General features: G+C 67.8%; 14 protein-coding genes. 6 read left to right on the top strand and 8 right to left on the bottom strand.

Going from position 1 to position 21316, the window contains the following annotated elements:
• The first annotated feature begins 1070 nt into the window (after nt 1-1070).
• The 4 genes from BKA14_RS45250 to BKA14_RS31215 all read left to right on the top strand — a co-directional run bounded on the left by BKA14_RS45250 (nt 1071) and on the right by BKA14_RS31215 (nt 11324).
• Nucleotides 1071-2354 carry a ParA family protein gene (locus BKA14_RS45250; protein ID WP_275412391.1) on the top strand — a complete coding sequence of 428 codons (1284 nt, stop codon included), beginning with the start codon at nt 1071-1073 and terminating at the stop codon, nt 2352-2354.
• Complete coding sequence (locus BKA14_RS31205) at nt 2351-3376, top strand: ParB/RepB/Spo0J family partition protein (RefSeq protein WP_184954354.1); 1026 nt, start codon at nt 2351-2353, stop codon at nt 3374-3376. The genes BKA14_RS45250 and BKA14_RS31205 overlap by 4 nt, the downstream gene beginning before the upstream one ends.
• A gap of 4640 nt (nt 3377-8016) precedes the next feature.
• On the top strand, nt 8017-8496 hold the full coding sequence (locus BKA14_RS31210; RefSeq protein ID WP_184954355.1) for a hypothetical protein: 480 nt from the start codon (nt 8017-8019) through the stop codon (nt 8494-8496).
• A gap of 2018 nt (nt 8497-10514) precedes the next feature.
• A complete protein-coding gene (locus BKA14_RS31215; RefSeq protein ID WP_184954356.1) occupies nt 10515-11324 on the top strand; it encodes a hypothetical protein in 810 nt (269 codons plus the stop codon).
• Between the two features lie 917 nt (nt 11325-12241).
• Here the strand turns inward: BKA14_RS31215 and BKA14_RS31220 are convergent.
• Nucleotides 12242-12817, bottom strand: coding sequence for a HEAT repeat domain-containing protein (locus tag BKA14_RS31220; protein WP_184954357.1), 576 nt, complete (start codon nt 12815-12817; stop codon nt 12242-12244).
• Between the two features lie 131 nt (nt 12818-12948).
• Between BKA14_RS31220 and BKA14_RS31225 the strand changes: the two genes are divergently transcribed.
• Nucleotides 12949-13989: a phosphotransferase gene (locus BKA14_RS31225; RefSeq protein WP_184954358.1), complete on the top strand. Its 1041-nt coding sequence runs from the start codon at nt 12949-12951 to the stop codon at nt 13987-13989.
• On the opposite strand, the gene BKA14_RS31230 is transcribed toward BKA14_RS31225, so the two are convergent.
• Together BKA14_RS31230 and BKA14_RS31235 are read right to left on the bottom strand one after the other, a co-directional pair.
• Nucleotides 13949-14908, bottom strand: a complete 960-nt coding sequence (locus tag BKA14_RS31230) for a D-alanine--D-alanine ligase family protein (protein ID WP_239093137.1) — start codon at nt 14906-14908, stop codon at nt 13949-13951. The genes BKA14_RS31225 and BKA14_RS31230 overlap by 41 nt on opposite strands.
• An 8-nt stretch (nt 14909-14916) precedes the next feature.
• Nucleotides 14917-16221 carry an aminotransferase-like domain-containing protein gene (locus BKA14_RS31235; protein ID WP_184954360.1) on the bottom strand — a complete coding sequence of 435 codons (1305 nt, stop codon included), beginning with the start codon at nt 16219-16221 and terminating at the stop codon, nt 14917-14919.
• A gap of 183 nt (nt 16222-16404) precedes the next feature.
• On the opposite strand from BKA14_RS31235, the gene BKA14_RS31240 reads away from it, so the two are divergent.
• Entirely contained in the window at nt 16405-17073 is a 669-nt protein-coding gene (locus tag BKA14_RS31240; RefSeq protein WP_184954361.1) for a GNAT family N-acetyltransferase, read from the top strand.
• Here the strand turns inward: BKA14_RS31240 and BKA14_RS31245 are convergent.
• From BKA14_RS31245 to sigM, 5 genes are all read right to left on the bottom strand, one after another.
• Nucleotides 17070-18218, bottom strand: coding sequence for an N-acetylmuramoyl-L-alanine amidase (locus BKA14_RS31245; RefSeq protein ID WP_184954362.1), 1149 nt, complete (start codon nt 18216-18218; stop codon nt 17070-17072). The genes BKA14_RS31240 and BKA14_RS31245 overlap by 4 nt on opposite strands.
• 100 nt (nt 18219-18318) lie before the next feature.
• Nucleotides 18319-18645 carry a thioredoxin gene (gene trxA, locus BKA14_RS31250; protein WP_184954363.1) on the bottom strand — a complete coding sequence of 109 codons (327 nt, stop codon included), beginning with the start codon at nt 18643-18645 and terminating at the stop codon, nt 18319-18321.
• 24 nt (nt 18646-18669) lie between these two features.
• Entirely contained in the window at nt 18670-19629 is a 960-nt protein-coding gene (gene trxB, locus BKA14_RS31255) for a thioredoxin-disulfide reductase (RefSeq protein ID WP_184954364.1), read from the bottom strand.
• Between the two features lie 135 nt (nt 19630-19764).
• On the bottom strand, nt 19765-20619 hold the full coding sequence (locus BKA14_RS31260) for an RsmA family anti-sigma factor (protein WP_184954365.1): 855 nt from the start codon (nt 20617-20619) through the stop codon (nt 19765-19767).
• A complete protein-coding gene (gene sigM, locus BKA14_RS31265; protein ID WP_438861915.1) occupies nt 20616-21305 on the bottom strand; it encodes an RNA polymerase sigma factor SigM in 690 nt (229 codons plus the stop codon). The genes BKA14_RS31260 and sigM overlap by 4 nt, the downstream gene beginning before the upstream one ends.
• Nucleotides 21306-21316 lie beyond the last annotated feature (11 nt).

Here is a 21316-nt window from a genome sequence, read left to right on the forward strand (position 1 = left end):
ACGCAAGAGCGAGACGTCCCGACCAGGGCACGACCCCGTCCCCAGGCTCACCAGGGAGTCCGGCTCCGGCTGAGGGCAACGCGTCGCCCTCGGGACGGCAGCCGGGCGTACAAGGCCGGTTGCTGCCCGGGACCGACATCGCGAATGGACGTGGTCCGCAGTCTCCCGGCACGGCCACCGGCCGCGACCGTGAGCGTTCCTCTCGGAGTCCGGGTGGCAGTCAGCCCAGCCAGCCCTCTGCCACGCCGCAGCCCGATCAATCCGCCGGCCCCGACCGTGTCGGCTCGCTGGCCCGTGCGGCTGGGGCTGGTGGGTCTTACGGTCAGGCTTCAACGAGCGCTGACGACAGCGCGCGTCGACTACCCCGCATGGACCCGCACAGCACGGCTCGCGTGACGCAGGCGGGCTCCCCCACGCCATTCGACGTGCAGGAGCGTGCGCAGCATAAGCGTGGCCACACGACCGCCGCCTTCGTCTCGGAGACGTCGGGCGAGTCCGGCGGCAGTGCGACCACAACGCCCGGGGTGGATGAGAACCGGAAGCTTTCGCCTGTAGCTTCCCCGCGACAAATTCCGGTGCCTACGTTCTTGGACTCGGGCCCGGCGCTTCTAGACGACGAGGGTTCCGAGGCTGCTCCGGGGCTGTCAGGTAAGGGAAGCGGCGCCGCGACTTCAGACCCCGGATCCGTTCCTGCCGGGCCCTCTTCTAACAAGGGGGCCACGCGCGACCCGGGCCGGGTCGCTCCGGGTGAACCGGCAGCTGCCCCACGCGAAGGGGCGCGGGCTGCGCTGATGCGGCTGTCGCGCGCCTTTCGGCGTACGGGAAAAGGAACTGTCTCCGAAGCCGCTGAAATGCCGCATGCAGCTGTTGTCTGGTCGGACTCCTCCGGTACGACGGGCCCGGAGGCTCGACCTGTGTCGGATGCCACGGCTTTGAAGTCGTCTGGGGAGGGCGAAGTGTCTACGATGCACTCGCCTCATCAGGCGGTCGGCCATGGCGGGGCTCGCCCGGCGGCCGTAGGCTGGCCGGGCGTCGATAGTGTGGACCGGTCTTCTGCCACCGGAACGCACGTGTCGCCGACCGACCCGTTCCTCAATAACAGGGATAAAACGGTGCATGAGTACGGTGTTTCACGTGAAACCAAGTCACCTCTCGACAGCGATCGCGCGTCAGGGGCGGGCGTGGGCGGTCAAAGTGGCGCAATCAACACCGGCGAACAGGGCGTGCCGTCGCCTCGCATGAGCAGCAACTACTCCGGCGGTGGCCAGATCTACGGTTCGCCCGCCCAGCCTCCGGCCGTCGACGAACCCCGCCGTTCGGCTCCCGCCCCACGTTCCGGCCCGCCGGCTGCAGCCTCGATCCCTGCACCCGTGTCGGCCGCTCCGGTGTCCGCATCCCCCGTCTCGGACACCCCCGTGTCCCCGGTTGACCCCCCATTGGGGCCGGACGAACACGTTTCACGTGAAACGCCGGGCCGGGATGAAGACGATCCGCCCCTGGCCATGGAAGCGTTGCGAGCTGTGCAGATCCTCAACCCGAGCGGCGAGATCACGATGCCGCGTCCGGACCACCCGAGGGTGCTCTGCGTCGCGAACCAGAAGGGCGGCGTCGGTAAGACCACCACGACGGTGAACCTCGCCGTAGCGCTGGCGCTGCATGGCAACCGGGTTCTCGTCGTTGACCTCGACCCACAGGGCAACGCGTCGACCGGGCTCAACGTGCCGCACCACGCCGGCGTGCCGGATGTCTACGACTGCTTGATCGACAACGTACCGCTGTCGGAGGTCGCCCAGCCGGTCGAGGGCATTCCGAACCTGTGGTGCGTACCAGCGACGATCGACTTGGCCGGTGCGGAGATTGAGCTGGTCTCGGTCGTCGCTCGCGAGTCGCGGCTCGCGCGGGCCATTGCGGCGCACCCCGAGCAGTTCGACTACGTGTTCATCGACTGCCCGCCCTCGCTCGGCCTGCTGACGGTCAACGCGTTGTGCGCCGCGCAAGAGGTCCTCATTCCGATCCAGTGCGAGTACTACGCGCTGGAAGGCCTGAACCAACTGATCAACAACATCAACCTGGTACGCCAGCACCTCAACCCGACGCTGGACGTTTCCACGATCCTTCTGACCATGTACGACCGGCGTACGCGCCTGGCCGACGCGGTCGAGCAGGACGTGCGCAACCATTTCGGCAGCAAGGTTCTGAACGCCGTCATCCCCCGTAACGTGCGGGTGTCGGAGGCTCCTAGCTACGGGCAGTCCGTGATGACCTACGATCCGGGTTCACGGGGCGCGACCAGCTACTTCGAGGCCGCCCTGGAGATCGCGATGCGTGGCGTCAACACGGGAGGCAACGCATGAAGAACCGTCCACGGGGCGGCCTGGGCCGCGGCCTGGGCGCTCTGATCCCCACCGCTCCCGCTGCCGCGCCGGCCGCTGCTGCCACCGCGGAGGCACCGGCGCCTACGCAGCCTCAGCCCACCCCTGAGCCCGCCGCGCACGTCGCGACTCCCGCGGCGCCGCCGGCTGCCGAACGGGTCGACGACCTGGCGCCGGTCCCGGGAGCGCGTTTCGCCGAGATCTCGGTGACGGCGATCGAGCCGAACTCCAAGCAGCCTCGTCACGTCTTCGAGGAGGAGGCGCTCGACGAGCTCAAGACCTCAATCCGGGAGGTCGGCTTCCTCCAGCCGATCGTGGTCCGGGAGATCAGCGAGGGTCGCTACGAGCTCGTCATGGGTGAGCGCCGGTGGCGGGCCGCCCAGGCGATCGGCCGCGAGACGATCCCCGCGATCGTGCGGGAAACCCGCGACGACGCCATGCTGCGGGATGCGCTGCTCGAAAACATCCACCGGGCGAACCTCAACCCGCTGGAAGAGGCGGCCGCGTATCAGCAACTGCTCGAGGAATTCGGCGCCACGCACGAGGAGCTGGCCAAGCGGATCGGTCGCAGTCGCCCGCAGATCTCCAACACTATTCGGCTGCTGAACCTGTCGCCGAAGGTCCAGAACCGCGTCGCCGCGGGTGTCCTGTCGGCCGGCCACGCGCGGGCGCTGCTCGGTCTGGATGACACCGAGGCCCAGGAGGAACTGGCTAAGCGGATCGTCGCCGAAGGTCTGTCTGTGCGGTCCACCGAAGAGATCGTTTCCCTGAAGGTCTCGGACGGGCCCGCCAAGAAGGCTGCCCCCAGCCGACGAGCGAAGGTTCACGCGCCCGCTCTCAACGATCTGGCCGAGCGTTTGTCCGACCGCTTCGACACTCGAGTCAAGGTCGACATAGGACGCAACAAAGGCAAGATCACGATCGAGTTCGCCACGGTGGACGACCTCGAGAGGATAGTCGGCATGATCGGCGTCGACGAGGAAGGTGCCGGCGGAGAGGAGTAGCCGTCGCTGATCCGCAAGCATCATGGGGCACGCGATTACTGATCGCGTGCCCCATCGCTTATGGCGATGATTTCGACACTCACGAACCTGAATGCTGCTCTATAAGTGCCCAAAGCAGTTCTGTCAGAGCCATTCTCCTGGGATTTGAGCCAGCCAGGTTTTTCGCCGAAGCACCGTTTTAGACGCCCCCTTTGCGAATATTGCTCAGAGGCTATTGACCAAGATCGTTGCACTGGCTCCGCCTGTGGCCGAAGCACCAAGCTCGGTGTCAATGTAGGTATATTACTATGCTGGGTCGGCATGGTAGATAGCGTGCCGATGGGTCTCCGAGTCCCTCACGGCTGGCTCGCCTGATGCACCCGTCGTCATGCGCCAGACTTGGACTTAGCGAGTGCCCATCCGTGTTCTTTGGACGAGCCCACCGGAAGACACGATTGCGTGGACGCCTCGCGGTGTCTCGGCATTGAGCTAGGAATCCTTTGTAGGCTCGGCCGGATCGCCGGCCGAATCTCGCTGTGACGCGCCCTGGATCGGCGTCGGGCGCCTCCATGCGGCTCGATCGACGCGCATTTGGCTGAACTGTTCACTGTGACCGGCGGACCTTAGCGGCCGAAACTTGCTCGGTCGATCCGCAGGACTGGCCGGACATATCGGCTAACCAGACCCGTGTTGCTGTTTAGCTCTACCGCGTGGCTAGCCGCGACGAATGGGCCTGCGTGCCGCCTCCGGACCCGAAGCCGCCAGGACTAAGTTCGTGTACCGCACCTGTCTTCAGCGCGACTAGCGGAGTTTGTTGCGTGGCTGTCTATCGCTGCTCCTTACGGGAAAGAGTGTGCCCGTTCGGCGGTGACCGCCCTCAAGGCCAACGCTGTCCCGGCAATCGGCAAGCGCTCAGCATGTTCTCCGATTCTCCGTGTTGGCCGAGCCCCATCCCTCCTTGGCTGGCACGGCTTTCAACGTCACTGCGGCAGTAGTGTTTCACGTGAAACGGCGCTCTTAGCGTCATGCCGGTCGTGGCCGGAACCCCGCTACGCGCTCGCGCTGCCCACGATCGACGCTGTCCCATGCCCCGCTATGGCACCTACGCGTCCCGAGCGAGCTGATGGCCGACTTCGTGGCGACCTGGGTTTCAGGCCATGCCAAGCCCGCAATCGCTCGCCGTGCTGAGTTCCCACGCAGAATTTTGTGAGTAGGCCCCTGCGCCGTTTCACGTGAAACGGCGTTACAAATCCGTTGGGGTGGTCGCCTGCTCATCGTGGCACGCGAACTAAGCACCGTGAACGGAGCGAGGTGGTTGGCCTGCGGTCTTCGCCATGGTCTCGATCGGCCCGCTGAGAAGCTGTACAACCATGAGCGACTTCAGGCGCCGAACAAGACGGGCGGAAGGTGTAGGGCCCTCAAGAGAAGGCTCAACCCTGCCATGCTCTAAGTCGGGTCTTGTTGCGTCGTGCTCTTGGCGTGCAGGGCCCGCGCTCCAATGGGCCACACGCCACGTCGTCCAAAGATACGGCCTGCACCGCCACCCCCTGGCCCACCTGTCGCTGAGATGACTCGACCGTTAGGCCGTCGGCTGATTCCGCGGCCCTGCACTTGACAGCCAGGCGCCCGAAGGAGGTTGTACGACATCTTTATTAGATCGTTCATCCATAGCCTCGCTTCCTGCGCTTTGGTGCCATCACCTCCGAGCATCACCACGCGCGCGCAGACCGAACTGTAGGGGTCGACCGATCCTGTTTCACGTGAAACGGGTTTTCCCGATCCCAGCCCTAGAGACCCGAAGCGTGCGAGTGCAGCGTCCGAGGCTGTATGCCTTAGGGCAACTCCAAGATGGCGCCGCGTCGGTACAACAACTACCCGCATTCCAACCGGTTCTCGATCGAATACGCATGCGGCTTCTAGGTGCCGCTGCCCTACACGCGGCACCGCGCAGCTCGCGGTGACTCGCGTTCAAAGCCAGGCCTTCGCAGCCGATCCGTCATCCGAACTATGTGCCTGCCGGCAAGCCAACGCGTGCACCGTTCGTAGCCGTGACCGCGCATATCGGAACTGCCTCCTGCCCCAGGCGCCCGTTGTCGCTGCCACTCTCGACTCGTTCTGCTTGCAATATGAGCCGTGCCAAGCCGTGTCCCACTCGCGCTGGATGAGGCCCGAGCCGTGCCAGCCCGCCCGCCTCGCCCTGCCACCCGATCCGAGTCGTGGCTATGTCCGACTCGTGTTCCCGTGCCATCAGAACCGTGTTGGCCTGTGCCAGGCACCATTCCCTATGCGACCCGTACCGGGCGGGCGTCTGCGCAACTCGCGACGCCTGCAATCCGAGCCGTGCCGGCGGTGCATCGCGGTGCCCTGCGACCCGAGCGGTTACGGCGTTGCACATTTACGGTGCCCTGCGACCCGAGCGGCGTTGGCGGTGCACACTCGTGGTCCCCTGCGTCCCAAGCCGTGCCGACGTTGCACATTCGCGGTGCCCTGCGACCCGAGCCGTGCCAGCGTTTGCGCAACTCGCGGTGTCCTGCGACCCCAGCTGTGCTGGCGTCTGGGCAACTCGCGGTGTCCTGCGACCCCAGCTGTGCCGGCGTCTGGGCAACTCGCGGTGTCCTGCGACCCCAGCTGTGCCGGCGTCTGCGCAACTCGCGGTGTCCTGCGACCCCAGCTGTGCCGGCGTCTGCGCAACTCGCGGTGTCCTGCGACCGAGCCGTACCGGCCAGCGTCTGACTCGCGCTCACTGTGACCTGAGCCGTGCTGGTGGAAGTTGAATCAAGTTGCCTCGCGGCAAGAGCTGTACCGTCCTGCATTTGAGTCGCGCTTGCCCGGAGCCAGACCACGACGCCTACGCCCTCCAGTCGCGACGCCTGGCGGCCCTGAGGTGGAGCCGAACGGCTTCACAGCGATGCCTCACGGGCTGAGCCTCTGGTCCGGTTCGACGGTTCAGTGGCCCGTGGTCTGGACCGCGCTGGACTCGACCTAACTCGCGGCGCCCTGTGATCCGGTGCGCACGTCTCTGTATCCAAGCCGTGCAGGCCTCGAGTGAAGAGACTTCGCCTGTCACTGAGGTGGTCATTTATCGAGTGAGCACGGAACTCACGCCATTGAAGTCTCCAAGGCCCATGTCGCGACGGCAGCTTCAGGGCAGATTTTCAGAAGTGGCACATCGCACGAAGTCTGCGGTTTCACGTGAAACGGTCTGTGAATCAGACTTTCCCGGAGCCCGGAGCCTGGAGCCTGGAGCCTGGAGCCTGGAGCCTGGAGCCTGGAGCCTGGAGCCTGGAGCCTGGAGCCTGGAGCCTGGAGCCTGGAGCCTGGAGCCTGGAGCCTGGAGCCTGGAGCCTGGAGCCTGGAGCCTGGAGCCTGGAGCCTGGAGCCCGGAGCCCGGAGCCCGGAGCCCGGAGCCCGGAGCCCGGAGCCCGGAGCCCGGAGCCCGGAGCCCGGAGCCCGGAGCCCGGAGCCCGGAGCCCGGAGCCCGGAGCCCGGAGCCCGGAGCCCGGAGCCCGGAGCCCGGAGCCCGGAGCCCCGTTCCACGTGAAACCAACCTGTACCCGGAGAGCCTTTGGCGTAGAACGAGCGCCATGGTCATCGAGATTTGGAGCGCCAACTCGTCGCCTCGGTGAACTTTTTCTCGGAGTCGATCGGAGCAGCCTTTCTTTCAGTTCGGCCGCTCGGCATGGCGACGGGCGGACATAGCTGGACGCGCTACATGGACGTCTCTGCGCACATGGGAACACGGCTGCGTCCGGCTGAGGGGACAGCGTCCCGAACGAGCCGGTACGAAGGGGCCCACCGATCGAACTTCCGCATCCGTTCTCCGTGGCACCCCTTTTTGAGAAGCCCGGCGGATCGCGGAGGCTGCAATCGACTGCGGGATCGCGCCGGCGACCATCCCCGAAGGCTTAGCCGTCTGAGGCGCCAGAGGGTCACCGATGACCGGCGCCGGCAACTTCCACGTGCTGTGTCGCGAGCATGTGGGATTCAGCAGCCGTCTGCACAAGCGCACCGAAGGTGTGACCCGACTACAACAGGAGCGGCATGGTCAGAGCGGAGTATCCGCCGCTATATCGGTAGCGCCTCGGTGATCGGTTCGTGGGCGAGGGAACGTCGTGGACCGATCACGTCGTCCGAAGGGATGGACAGCGGACTTGGCTTGGCCTCACGCCTGTTGACAATCTGGACCCACGAGAATGGATTACAGCCTTGGAGTGGAACTGACGGGTGCCCTGGCTGAGCGAGTGCTGCCCGTCGGCCTTCAACCTCCGCGGAGGCAGAGATGGCTCCCGCTGGCTTGCTAGTTCGTCGTCGGTCGTCCACAGCACCCGGTGCGCGTGTCCTCACGATCGACCTCAGTTCCGTAAACGAACGGCAGGCTCGACTCGGCCGGGGCCCAGGCGGTCACGGAGTGCCTGCTGCATCGCCGAGTCAGTGAGCCGAAATGGGCGTCGCAATGGGCGTGCGACGGTGATGGGATAAGCCTCTCCCAGGAGGGCCTAAGGACCACTCCGTCGTACCTGGACGGCAGCACTGAAGCAAGTTACTCCGTCCGGCCCCGAGGCTTACGGGTGGAGCGTGAGCGGGGACGCTTGTCCCGGAGCTTCTGCGGTGCACCGGCAAACCCGCTTGGGGTTCAAACCCGCCTGTTGGATCATCTGAGCATGGCGGATGCGGAGCAGACGACTGATGCTGATGAACAGTTGTCGCGGATGCAACTCGGGCGACTTGCCGATCCGGATCCTCGAGTGCGGGAACTCGCGGCGGACGAGGCCGGCGATCAGCTTCGTAGAAGAGGGCTCGACCAGAAGGTCGTCGAGACAGCGGTCGCAAGGCTGGTCGAGGCCTCCCTCGTCGAGCAAGACGGGCGGGCATTGGAGTCGGCGCTTAACGCGTGCAGCGATGCGGCGAGCGTTTTCGAACTGCCGTTGCCAATCGTCGAACCCCTCACATCCTTGGCGCCTCGGCTGCCCTGCGGGCTCATCGGCTACGTCGTGCAGATCCTCGCCTCAACACACGACCCCAAGGCTCGTACAGCGATCGCCGCGTACGCCGACCATCCGGACTTAGAACTGAGGCGAGCCACTGACGATGCGTTGATTGAGCTGGCTGGTCGCCAGGCCAGCTGGCGCTCGCCCAAGTGAAGGGAAGGGGTCTCCACCGGCGGGTGGGTCAAGACGATCACCAGAGAGACGCTGCGTTGTCGGGGCTACGTCACCTCCGTGACTCAACAGCTGACGGGCATGGCCAGATGAAGCGCGTCGGACCGAGACCGCATGTAGGTGAGCGAGCTCGTTGATCGTCCGATGGTCATGCTGTCGCCAAGTGGTGTCCCTGCATCGTGCGCGTCGCCTTTGCGTCGGATGACGCCCAGCACCGTAGCGTCCGGGGTGGTTACGGATGCCCGCAAGCCGAGCGCGCAGGTTCGGACGGCGGCGAACAGCGATCGCGAGCGGCTGGGAATGACCGCTAGGGGTGGGGTGGCCCGTCTCAGACGGTACGGCCAGCGATGAGGTGCGTCGCGGTGTTGCGTTATGCCAGAAGGTCGGGCGCCGCCTATAGGGCGATGGCCGGGTATCCGGCCGGCCGACGATTGCGGTCTTGATGCTGATGGTCATTCCGACCCCGTGGTGGGTGGTGCGGGTGTAAAAAGCGACCGACAGCCGGTACCGCGGGTGCCGGCCTTGTCGAAGCTGGTGTGTCACGAGCTGGCACCGAGCCTGGAGCGCGGGCGCTTTTATTAGCCAGTGGTCGTTCTCTGAGCCTCCTCTAGGCGGTAGTCGTCGCGACTTTCGACAGCCGCCGCCCCGACAAACCCGCCTCGCCCACCTCTTGACGAGACCGATGGGTGAGGCTTCCGAACTGACTACTTGGGCCCCGCTCAACGACGGGAGCAGCGGGGCGGAAGACAGTTACTGGGGTCGCTGCAGGAACGGAGATCGAGATACCGCTGGGCAAGATCGTGGTCGGGGTTCATAGGGCAAGTCCACTCTTGATTAGTGCGGGCCTGAGGTCGATGTCAGCCGGACCCGCTGAGTGCTCCGTTCCAAGGGTGATCGCGCTTTGGGGAGTCAGCACCAAGCGCGTCTCCGACTCAAGGCGGACACGCCTGACGGACGGACTCATCAGCCGCTGCGTTGGTGCGGCGATGCCGAGCTGGTCGGCCGGGGAGTTGCGGCGTTTGCTGCTCTGCCCGCTGTTTTCGAGCGCTCGTTCTGCGTCCCGATGTTGTCGGCGTTGGGGGAGCGGCTCTGAAAGCCCTGTGACGCTCAAGAGGCGGTCGATCAACTCAGACGAGATGGTGCGGTTCAGCTGACCGCCTCTCACCACCAGTCATCCGATGCTGGTGGGACATCCATGCCATGACTGAGTCGCAGCAATGACGAGCCTCTAGTTCAGAGCCTCATCCCCACCCAGCAGTACGCAAGGCTGAAGCGACCGGGGGGGCGGCGAAGTCCACGAAAGGCGGCTGAGGCAAGGGCGGCGACGACCCGTAGACCGCGGCACAGGCGAGCATTGGAGGCGGTGGTGTCGGACGCGCCCCAGCATGCTGTTCCAAAGCCAGCACCGGCGCGGTCATGCAGAGCGCCTCCATGGAGATGGGCTGGCCGGGCCTTCCAAGCCTGCTGGCAACAAGTTGAATGCGACATAGACGCGCGTGCAGCGCACGAGCAATCGGCCCACGTGCGATTCGCAGCAAAGCGAGTGGGGTGGTACCGCCTGAAAGCCGGGCCGCGGTGTGGGACTCAACGAGGGCCGGCCCGACAATGTGAGACCTGCTCGCGCTTGTAGAAGGTGCCGTGACAGCCGCCGTTGAGGTTGATCGTGCTGGCTGCATCGGAGTTATCCACAGGGTGTGGGTAACGGCTGTTGAGAAACCACTGCGGCCCGTTTCACGTGAAACGGCGTTGATGTGGTGAGGGGTGTCCACGGCGGTATCCACAGGCTGCGCAAGCCTGCGACGTCGTGTTTCACGTGAAACGCGGCGCCCTGTGGATAACTTCTGTGGATAACTTCGGCCGTGCCGTGGTGCCCACAGACGGTGACGATGGTCGACGTCGTGCGGGTGAATGTCGGCTTGTCGGACTCGGTGTCTGGGGTCGACTCACGTACCGCAAAATTGACCCAGGACAGCGGGTCTGGCCTCGGCTAAGGTCACGTCGTGCCCGAGAACATCCCCCCGCTGCCGGACTTCACCCGCTGGCCGTCGTTCCCCTTCGAGGGAGACATGCGGGTCAAACCGCTCGCCGCTCCGGTCGAAGTCGAGCCGCCGCGCAGTGGCGAGGACGCCGCCGATTGCGTCGCCTGCAACACCCCCGACGAGTCGTACATCTGGGTGAGCGAGCGCTGGCGCGTCCGCGCGATGGACCGGCCCACGGGCCTGCCGATGGTTCTCATCCTCGAATGCCGCTCGCACCTCGACATCGGCGACCTGCCCAACCTGCTCGCGGCCGAGCTCGGCGTCATGACTGTGCGTCTCGAGCGGGCCATCCGCTCGCTCGACGGTGTGGCCCGGGTTCACGTGAATCGGTGGGGTGACGGCTTCACCCACCTGCACATGTGGTTCCTCGCCCGCCCCTACGGCCGGCTTCAGCTGCGCGGCACGTTCCTCACGCTTTGGGACGACATCCTCCCCGTGATCCCCGAACAGCAGTGGCGCGAGAACCTGGCGCACGTCGCGGCGTGGCTGGCCGAGTTCGGCGGCAAGGCGATCGCCGAGCCGCCCCACATCCAGTGGGAGTCCCCTTCCACCATCACCTACACCGACACGCAGTCGACCCAGCAGTCAACGACTCCCACTCCCCCGCCGGCCGACCCTCCGCGGCCGGACACATTCAACGACGTAGACGCCCACCCGTCATCGGGAGCCGTCGGCCCGATCAGCGAGTCGATCCCCACGCAACGCCCGGCACCCCGAGACCCCGACGCGCCCGCGTCCCACCCCCACACCGAGGCGCCGAGTCACCCATAAAACCTTCCCCCGTACGCCGCCAATCGCCCGATTCGACGGCGAGCCAGTCGAGGCGCGGTCGCAATGAGTCAGCCAACCGGCCCGCCTCTCGATGCCGACGACACAAAACAGCCCTTCTGGACGTCGCGATTTCTCTCCAGCCCTCGATCACGCGATCCCCGAAATCCCGAGAGAATGGCTCTGACAGAACCGGCCGTCAGTCGGCCGGAGCTCCGAGCCCACGCCCGCCGCCGGACAGATGCCAGCGAGGCATGCGTTGAGCCGAAACCGCCTCCGGGCCGGACAGAAATCACCGCCACCGGGGAGCTGGCTAGGAAGAGCGCGGCGAGCCCAAGAGTCAAGGGTGGGCTTTCGAGAAGCGTGGGCCACGACAGTGGTAGCGATCAGCGAGGCCTGGCCGAAGTGTGCAGTTGGGTTGCGAACGCAATCTGGGTGACAACGGCCGAGGGTGAAGGGCGCCGGAGCCGCGCCGACGAGACGAAGCCCGACAGACGTGGAAATGGTGAGCCGTTACAAGGGGCGTGGAATATGCACGGCCACAGCCGGTCACGGGGATGGATGCCCGGCTGCTCGCAATGATTCGGCGCTCATAACGGCGTTGTAAGTCGTGGTCGGTAGCAGGGAACCAGGCGCGGTGGTGTTCGTGGTCAGTAACCGCTCGCAGTAGCGCGGACGCTGCACGTGTGAGTCGTAGTAGGTGACACGAGACAAGGCGCGGCGGTCCTGGTGAGTGGTGGGCGCCCGTGAAGACCCGACTGCAACATCAGTCGTGAGCGGCGACGACGCTCGCGAAAGGCTAGGACGGTACATCGTCGCGGTCGGTGGCAAGGACGGCTGGGTTCGCGGTGAGCGGGCACCCACGAAGGGCTCCGCGGGCAATGGAGGCCGTACGGCGCACAGGTGGCCGTAAGCGCAGGCTACCGCCGGTGGGAGCGAGCCATGTCGCGGATCTGCGGGTCCGGGTCGATGGACAGGGCCTCCAAGACGCCGGCCAGCCGATCCGAGGGAACGTCGGTGAACTCTTCGACCAGGGCGTAGAGCGCATAGAACCGGGTGTCGGGATCGTCGTCGCCGCTGAGGGACAGTAAGGCGTCGACGGCCCGCGGCTCGGGCGAGGCCGGATCGGTCAGGGAGGTTAGGGCGGCGGCCACCTGGAAGCGGACCGACGAGTCGGCGTGGGCGGCGAACGACAGAACGTCTTCGAGGGACTCGGTAGCCGTGTTGTAGGCCAGAGCCGATATCAGCCAGCCGATCACCCGCGGGTCGGGTTCAGTTTTCAGCCGGGCGCGGAGCAGCGGGACCGCCTCGGTGGTGTGGGGGCGGTGGCCGGTGTCGTCCTGCGGTCCCAGCTCCCGCAGCACCCGGGCGGCCAGCTCGCGGTCGACCGGGTTGCTGTCCTGCAGCAGGGCGGCGGCCTGGTCGAACACCGACCGGCCCGCGCGTGAGGTCAACGCGACCAGGTACGGGACGGGGGCCTCGGGATCGTCGGCCACAACTTCGGCTCTGGCGGCGGTGAAAAGCTCTGCCGTCGACATCCGTGTCGGGTCTGGGCGAACGGGGCGGAAATTCACGAGTGCATTGTTGCGCGGTCGCGCCACGGCGCCGGAGCGGCCACCATCGGCACATGGGCATGGAGCTTGTCGTGGAGCGTTTCGGGTTGGGGCGGTTGGAGGGCGAACCTGTTCGGGTGCCGGGTGGACTGTCCAACGAGTTGTGGCGGGTGCGGACCGGGCGGGGTGATTTCGCCGTGAAGCGGATGGTGGTCAACGCGCGGCTCCCGGAGTTCGTCGGCAACGTCGAGGCCGCGTACGCGGTGGAGCAGCGTGCCTGGGCCGCGGGGGTGCCCATGCCCGAGCCGGTCCCGGTGGACGGCCGGGCCCTGGTGCGCGTCGACGGCGAGCTGTACCGCGTCCACCGCTGGGTGGAGGGAAAGCCGGGAGCCCAGGGGCAACCAAAAGCCGAGGGAAAGGGAGCCCAGGGGCAGCCACAAGCTGAGGGAAAGGGAGCCCAGGGGCAGCCACAAGTTGAGGGAACGGCAGCCCAGGGGCGGCCACAAGCTGAGGGAACGGCAGCCCAGGGGCGGCCACAAGCTGAGGGAACGGCAGCCGAAGAGCGACCACAAGCCGAGGAAAAGGGAGTCCAGGCGAGGCGGGCACGGGCCACCGCGGACAGCGCGGCCGAACTGCTGGCCGACATCCACGCCGCGGGGCGACCACGCCGCCGCACGCTGCCGGGGCTGAGCTGGGACGGCCGGCGCTGGGGCGGCAAACTGATCAACCTGGCCCAGCGCGTCGCCGGCGGCCCCAGGGAAACGCTGGTCGTCTACAGCCACCGCGACCTCGACCCGAAGAACACACTGCGGGACGCCGACGGGCGACTTCTGGCCGTCGACTGGGATGCCGCCGGGCCGATCAGCGCGATCCACGAGGCGGTGGCCCTGGCCCTGGACTGGCGCGACTGGACCGCCTTAGCCACTTACGAGCAGCGCACCGGCCGCACAGTCCCGGCCGAACCTTGGATCTTTGGCGGCTGGGTGGCCGCGCAGGGTGGATGGCTCGATCACACCGCCGACGACGGCACCCGGGCCGCACTGCTGGAGCTGGCCGAGAGCCTCGACGACCTGATCACCGAACTCGGGCGACCGCCCGCTCGACCAGCGTCTTGAGGATGTGCCCCAGATCGTCACCGGCGGCCTGCACGGCGAGCGGCAGCAGCGACGTCTCGGTCATGCCGGGCGACACGTTGATGCCGAGCACTTGCGGCGACCCGTCCTCGGCCACGATCAGGTCGACCCGGGACAGGTCACGCAGCCCCAGCGCCTTGTGTGCGGCCAGGGCCGTCTCGGCGACCTGCGCGGCCACCGACGGCGACAGGCGGGCCGGCGTGTGCCAGGTGGTGAGGCCCGCCGTGTAACGCGCGGCGTAGTCGTACACCCCGTCGCGCGGGACGATCTCGACGGCGGGCAGCGCCTGCGGGCCGGCGCCCAGGTCGACGATCGAGACGGCCACGTCCATGCCGGGCACGAACTTCTCGACCAGAGCCGTCGAGTCGTACGCGAAACAACCGACCATGGCCGGGGGCAACGCGCTCTCCTCACGCACGACCGCGGCACCCAAACCCGAACCGCCCTGGGCCGGCTTGACCATCAGCGGCAGCCCGAGACGGTCGACGATGCGGTCGAGCACCGCCACCGCCCCCAGCTCGGAGAACCGGTCGTGCGGCAGCGCCACCCAGTCGGGGGTGGGGATGCCGGCCTCGCGCAGCATCGACTTCGCGGACGGCTTGTCCCAGGCCAGGCGGGCCGCCCGCGCGTCACAGCCGACGTAGGGCACGCCGCACAGGTCGAGGACGCCACGGAGCGAACCGTCCTCCCCCGTCGCGCCGTGCAGGGCGATCACCACGGCGTCGGGCGGATCCTCCTGCAGCGACGGCAGCAGCGACACGTCGGCGTCCCGCATCTCGGCGCTCAGCCCGGCCGCCCGCAGGGCGTCGAGCACCCGGCGCCCTGAGCGCAGCGAGACGTCCCGCTCGTACGAGAGGCCACCGGCCAGAACCATCACGCGCACATCGTCACCCGCAACCATGGAGGAGATCATGCCAAGTCGGGACCGGGCGCATCCGCGGCGGCCGTGCCCCGGCGCCGGGAGGACGCGAAACTGGAACCGAAGACGGCCCGCATCGCCAGCTCTTGTTCCATCACGCCGGACAGTCGCCGGATGCCCTCGCGGATGCGCTCGGGCGAGCTGAACGAGAAGTTGAGCCGCATGTTGGACCGGCCGGTGCCGTCGGCGTAAAAGCCGGTTCCCGGTACGTAGGCCACCCGCGCGGCGATCGCGCGCGGCATCATCGCTTTGGAGTCGAGACCCTCGGGCAGCGTCGCCCACACGAACAGGCCGCCGGTCGGGTGGGTCCACGTCGTGCCGGGCGGCATCAGGTCACGCAGCGCGCCCAGCATGGCGTCGCGGCGCTCGCGATAGATCTCGCGATACACCTTGATCTGCTCCTGCCACGGCATCGTCGACAAATACTGTGTCACCGCGCCCTGAGCGAACGCACTCGGGCAGAGCACGTTGGCCTCGCTCATCATCACAAGCTTTTCCCGTACGGCGTGGGGCGCGAGGATCCACCCGACACGCAGCCCGGGCGCGAACGTCTTGGAGAACGTGCTCACGTAGAAGACGCCCTCACGCCGGCGGGCCCGCAGCGGGCGCGGCGCCTCCTCCTCGAACGACAACATCCCGTACGGGTCGTCCTCGACCACCAGCAGGCCGGCGCGCTCGCAGATGTCGAGCACCTGCTCGCGCCGCTCGTCGGTCAGCGTGACACCGGCCGGGTTCTGAAAGGTGGGGATCGTGTAGAGGAACTTGGCCTTGCGACCGGACCGCTCGACGGCGGCGATGGCTTCCTCGAGGGCGGCCGGGATGAGCCCCTCATCGTCCATCGGCACGTGCTTGACCTGGGCCTGCGCGGCTTGGAAGACACCGAGCGCGCCGACGTAGCTCGGGCCCTCGGCCAGCACCACGTCGCCCGGGTCGAGGAAGAGCCGGGCGAGCAGGTCGAGCGCCTGCTGGCCGCCGACGGTCACCACCACGTCGTCGGGCGAGGCGCCGCTGATGCCGGAGAGCGCCATCACCTCGCAGATGCGCTCGCGCAGCTCGACAGTGCCCTGGCCGATGCCGTACTGCAGGCTCTGGGCGCCCTGTTCGGCGGCGAGCTGGTTGAGCATCTCGCCCACCGCGTCGAGCGGGAGCGCGGCGATGTAAGGAGAGCCGCCGGCGAGCGACACGACCTCGGGACGACTTGCCACTGCGAACAGTGCGCGGATCTCGGAGGTGGTCATGCCCCGCACCCGTCGCGCGTACCGATCGGTGTAGTCGTCCTGAGTTGTGCCGGTCATCCGGGCTTCACCTCACAAGAAAGGAAGAGACCCCGATGGTAGTCGCAAGCACCGACAGAAGCCTTCGGTTAACCGGCCACTGTGCCCGACCTGGTCCCGTTCAGGAGCATTGCGGCGTAGGATCCGACCGGGAGCGGGCAGGAAACTGAGCAGCCGGTAGCACCGTGGCGAGGGGGATGTGCAGTGTCGCGACGCCTGGTCAGCCTCACGCTGGACACGCTCGGCGATCTGCCGAGGCCGTGCAGCCAGTGTGTGTACTGGGAGCTTGATCCGGTCGCGGCCGAGCGGGCGTGCGCCTCGGGCGACCCCGGTCTGGAGAAAGAGGCCTGGGTCTCGCAGACGCTGCTCGAGTGGGGTTCCTGCGGCAAGCTGATCTACGTCGACGGCATGCCGGCGGGCTATGTGATGTATGCCCCGCCCGCCTACGTCCCCCGTTCGATGGCCTTCCCCACTTCCCCCGTGAGCGCCGACGCCGCCCTGCTGACGACAGCTCACGTGGTGGCGTCGTTCGCCGGCGGCGGGCTGGGCCGCATGCTCGTGCAGGGCGTGGCCCGCGATCTGACCAAGCGCGGCGTCAAGGCGATCGAGGCGTTCGGCGACGCGAAGTTCGGCGAGGCCGACGACGAGAAGCAGTCGGGCTGCGTCGCGCCGGTCGACTTCTTCCTGTCCGTCGGCTTCAAGACGGTGCGCCCGCATCCGCGTTTCCCGCGCATGCGGCTGGAGCTGCGCACCGCCCTGTCGTGGAAGTCCGACGTCGAATACGCGCTGGAGAAGCTGCTCGGTTCGATGAGCCCCGAGACGTTGCTGCGGCCGGTGCGTCCGGCCACAGCCACCCGTAACGTCGAGAGTTAGGCGCGGTTCGACAGGGCCATCCGCAGCTGGCGCACGTCGATCGAGCCGGTGGGCACGTCGGCCTCGACTGGGTAATACATGCGCTGCACGGCGGCCAGGATCGCCTCGACGATCTGCTCGCGGAACAGCGGGTTGACCAGGCGGTCACGGTCGACGGGCGAGGTGAGATAACCCAGATCCACCCGTACGGCGGGCATGCGCGTCAGGCGCAGCAGCTCCCAGGTCTTGGCGTGCACACGGCAGTCCCGCAGGCCCGTACGGACGGCGATCTCGCGCTGCACCAGGTTGGCCAGCCGCTCCCCCACTGTCGAGCTCAGGCCGCTGCCCGTGCCGTAGTGGTAGGTCGCCACACCGTCGGCGTTCTCGTTGTCGTGCCCGTCGAGGTGCAACGAGATCAGCAGGTCGGCGCCGAGACTGTTGGCCAGCGCGGCCCGGTCGGCGCCGCTCATCGACTCGGCCGGTTTGGGCCCGCGGGTCAGGTGCACGCGCATGCCGGCTGCGGCCAGCCTGCCCTCGAGCCGGTTGGCCAGGTCGTAGACCAGGTCGGCCTCGCTCCAGCGGAGCGGACCGTCGGGCACCACGACACCCTGGTCGTCGCCGCCGCCGTGGCCGGGGTCGATCACGATCGTCTTGCCCACCAGGTTGGTGCCGGCCTGCCGGAACGCCTCGGCCTCGCGCAGCCACTGCGGGCGGCCGCCGACCACCTTGCGGCCGAGCCGGCGCAGCGCCTTCATGGTCTGCGGGCCGCAGGAGCCGTCGGGGGTGAGACCGACCTCACGCTGGAACTGGGCGACCGCCCGAGCCGTACGGGGGCCGTAGATCGAGTCGGCGCGACCGGAGTCGTAACCCATCTCGAGCATCCGCTCCTGCAGGGTGCGAACGTCCTCGCCGACGAGCGCGTCGGGCACGGAGTGGAACAGGGTGCGCGCGCCGAGCCGCCAGCGGGACGCGTCGAGCGCGCCCCACGTCTCGTCGCCGACCAGGCCGTCGATGCCCAGGCCGCGGCTCTGCTGGAAGGCCCGTACGGCGGTGTCCACGGCGTCGTCGAAGACGTCTCCGGCGGCATCCAGCAGCTCCAGACCGACCAGGATCGATCGAATCTCGGCAACGGCCGGGCCGCTGTCTCCACGTCGGATGGAACGCACGCGCGACTCCCTAGAACGAAGAACGACTCCGGGCAGCGTACTCCGGGGCAACCAAAGACGCCCCGCACCCGGGAGGGCGCGGGGCGTTCTCGGAAACTGCCTACAGAGCCGACTCGATGAAGTTGACGAGGGCGCTCTTGGGCTTGGCACCGGTGACCGAGCTGACCGGCTCGCCACCCTTGAAGATGGTCAGGGTCGGCACCGACATCACCCGGTAGGCGCGCGTGGTCTCCGGGTTCTCGTCGATGTTGACCTGCACGATCTCGACCTTGTCGCCCATCTCCTTGGCGATCTCGGCGAGCAGCGGGTCGACCTTCTTGCAGGGCGCGCACCACTCGGCCCAGAAGTCCACCAGCACCGGCCTGTCCGACTGCAGCACGTGGCTCACGAATGTGGCGTCGGTGACCGCCTTACCTGCAACTCCCACTACGACCCTCCAGGTCAATCTGACTTACAGCTCGACGAACGATGCGATGAAGCGCTCGGCGTCCAGGGCCGCGGCACATCCCGTGCCGGAGGCGGTGATCGCCTGGCGGTAGGTGTGGTCGACCAGGTCGCCGGCGGCGAACACGCCGGGGACGTTGGTGCGAGTGCTCGGCGCGTCGACCTTCACGTAGCCCTCGTCGTCCAGCTCGACCTGGCCCTTGAAGAGCTCGCTGCGCGGGTCGTGCCCGATCGCCACGAACACGCCCGTCACGTCGAGGGTCTTCTCCTCGCCGGTCTGCGTGTTCTTGAGGCGAACGCCCGAGACCTTGCCGTCGTGGCCCAGGATCTCCTCGACCGTGGAGTTCCACTCGACCTTGATCTTCTCGTTGTTCAGCGCCCGCAGCTGCATGACTTTGCTGGCCCGGAACGAGTCGCGCCGGTGCACGATGGTGACCGTCTCGGCGAAGCGGGTGAGGAAGGTCGCCTCCTCCATCGCGGAGTCGCCGCCGCCGACGACCACGATGTGGTGGTTGCGGAAGAAGAAGCCGTCACAGGTGGCACAGGACGAGACGCCGTGCCCGAGCAGCTCCTGCTCGCCGGGCACGCCGAGCGGCCGCCAGGCGGAGCCGGTGGAGAGGATGACCGCGCGGGCGAAATACTGCTTGTCGCCCACCCAGACGGTCTTCAGGCCCTCGGTGCCGGCCTCGGTCGGCTTGTCGCCCAGCTCGACCCGGGTCACGTCGTCGGTGATGAACTCGGCGCCGAACCGCTCGGCCTGCGCGCGCATGTTGTCCATCAGCTCGGGGCCCATGATGCCCTCGCGGAACCCGGGGAAGTTCTCCACCTCGGTGGTGGTCATCAGGGCGCCACCGGACTGGACGCCCTCGATCACGAGCGGCTTCAGGTTGGCCCGGGCGGCGTACAACGCCGACGTGTATCCGGACGGTCCCGAACCGATGATGATCAGATTGCGGACCTCGTCCACTGCCGACTCCTCAAGTCTGCTCTTCGCCGGGAAATCACCACGGCGACACTGCACGCTAGAACGCCATGTCAGGTCCCCACCATTCCCGCACGCGCGTCCGTGGCGGACCTCACGCGGGACATTCCAGGGTGTCGCTCAGCGTACCGGGAGTTTCTCGATCGTGTCGGCGTCACCCGCAGGCGTGCCGCAGTCGGCGCCGGCCGCCCAGCCCCAGGCGCCGTTCTCGGCGGTGAACCGGACGATCACCGCCGGAACCCCGTCGAACCGGGCGTAGTCGACGGTCTGCACGGCGAGCGGGCCGCCCGCGTTTTCCCGCTCGATCGCGGCCAGGCATTCGTCGAGGGCGTCCCGCGCGGTCAAGCGGGCCAGGGCGGGGTCGGCCGACAGTGTCGTCGCCCGCTGGCTGCCCTGACCCTCGCTGGCGAACGCCTCGCTCCTGGGCGCGCTCATCGGCGTGGGTGGCGGCGGCGCGGCGAGGGTGGCCCGGGAGTAATCCTGGCCGGTGGCGGTGATGACCTCGTCACCGCCTATGTCGCTCATGGCCGTGGAACCCTCCGCGTTGCCGGCCGCGGAGTCGGTCTGCACGTCATTGCTGCTGCGGCCGGCCAAATAGTCGGCGCCGAAACCGACGAAAGCCACGACGCCGGCGGCGATGGCGATCGGGGTGGCCCAGCGCATGCGGCGGTGTCGTTTCTTTTCCCGTACGCCGTCAGCGGCGCCGCCGGGCACGACGGTGAGCTGCGGGACGGGCGCGAACATGCCGTCGAGCTTGGCGGCCAGGTCGGTCGGCATCGGTTCCGGCTCGAGGCGGCCCAGCTCGGCCCGGACCTCGGCCACCGCGCCGCCCAGCTGGTCGTACGCCTGCCGCCAGGCCGGGTCCTCGGCGATCAGGGTGGCCACCGCGGACTCGTCGGGCGTGCCCTCGAGGGCACCTCCGATGTAATCCGCCAGCAGGTCGATGTCGACCCTGCCGAAGTCGGCCCCGGTCACCTCTGGTCCCTCCGATCGTGCCCGCCGGGCGGTGGCTTCACCGCTGCCGGTCCGGATGAGACGGTTTCCGACGTGCCGTGGTTCCCGGCCGGGGCGTGATCGGTGTCTCGCCCCCGCAACTCGCCCAAGGCCAGCGCCATGCGGGCCCGGCCGCGGGCGCACCGGCTCTTGATCGTGCCGACCGCGACGTCGAGGATCTCGGCGGCCTCGGCGACCGGATAACCCTGCACGTCGACCAGCACGATCGCGGCCCGCTGATCGGCCGGCAGATCGGCCAGCGCCTGCCGCACCAGCAGCGCGGTGTCGTGATCGGCGGCCGGGGCGGCGGGCTCCACACCGGAGGGACGGTCGTCGGAGCGGCTGCCGTCGGGCAGCGGCACCGTCGGGTGGGCCTGCCGCTTGCGGATCCGGTCGAGGCACGCATTGACGACGATGCGGTGCAGCCACGTGGTGACGGCCGAGTCACCGCGGAACCGGGCGGCGTTGCGGTGGGCCGACAACAGCGCGTCCTGCACGGCGTCGGCGGCCTCCTCGCGGTCGCCGATCGTGCGCAGGGCGACGGCCCACAGGCGGTCCCGATGGCGGCGGACCAGCTCGCCGAAGGCGTCCTTGTCCCCATCGACGTGGGCACGCAGCAGCTCGGCGTCGCTGGGTGCGACACCCTGCGCGGCGTCCCCGGAAGTCACGCCAGCAATCT

The sequence above is a fragment of the Paractinoplanes abujensis genome (assembly GCF_014204895.1).
Taxonomy (GTDB): Bacteria; Actinomycetota; Actinomycetes; order Mycobacteriales; family Micromonosporaceae; genus Actinoplanes; species Actinoplanes abujensis.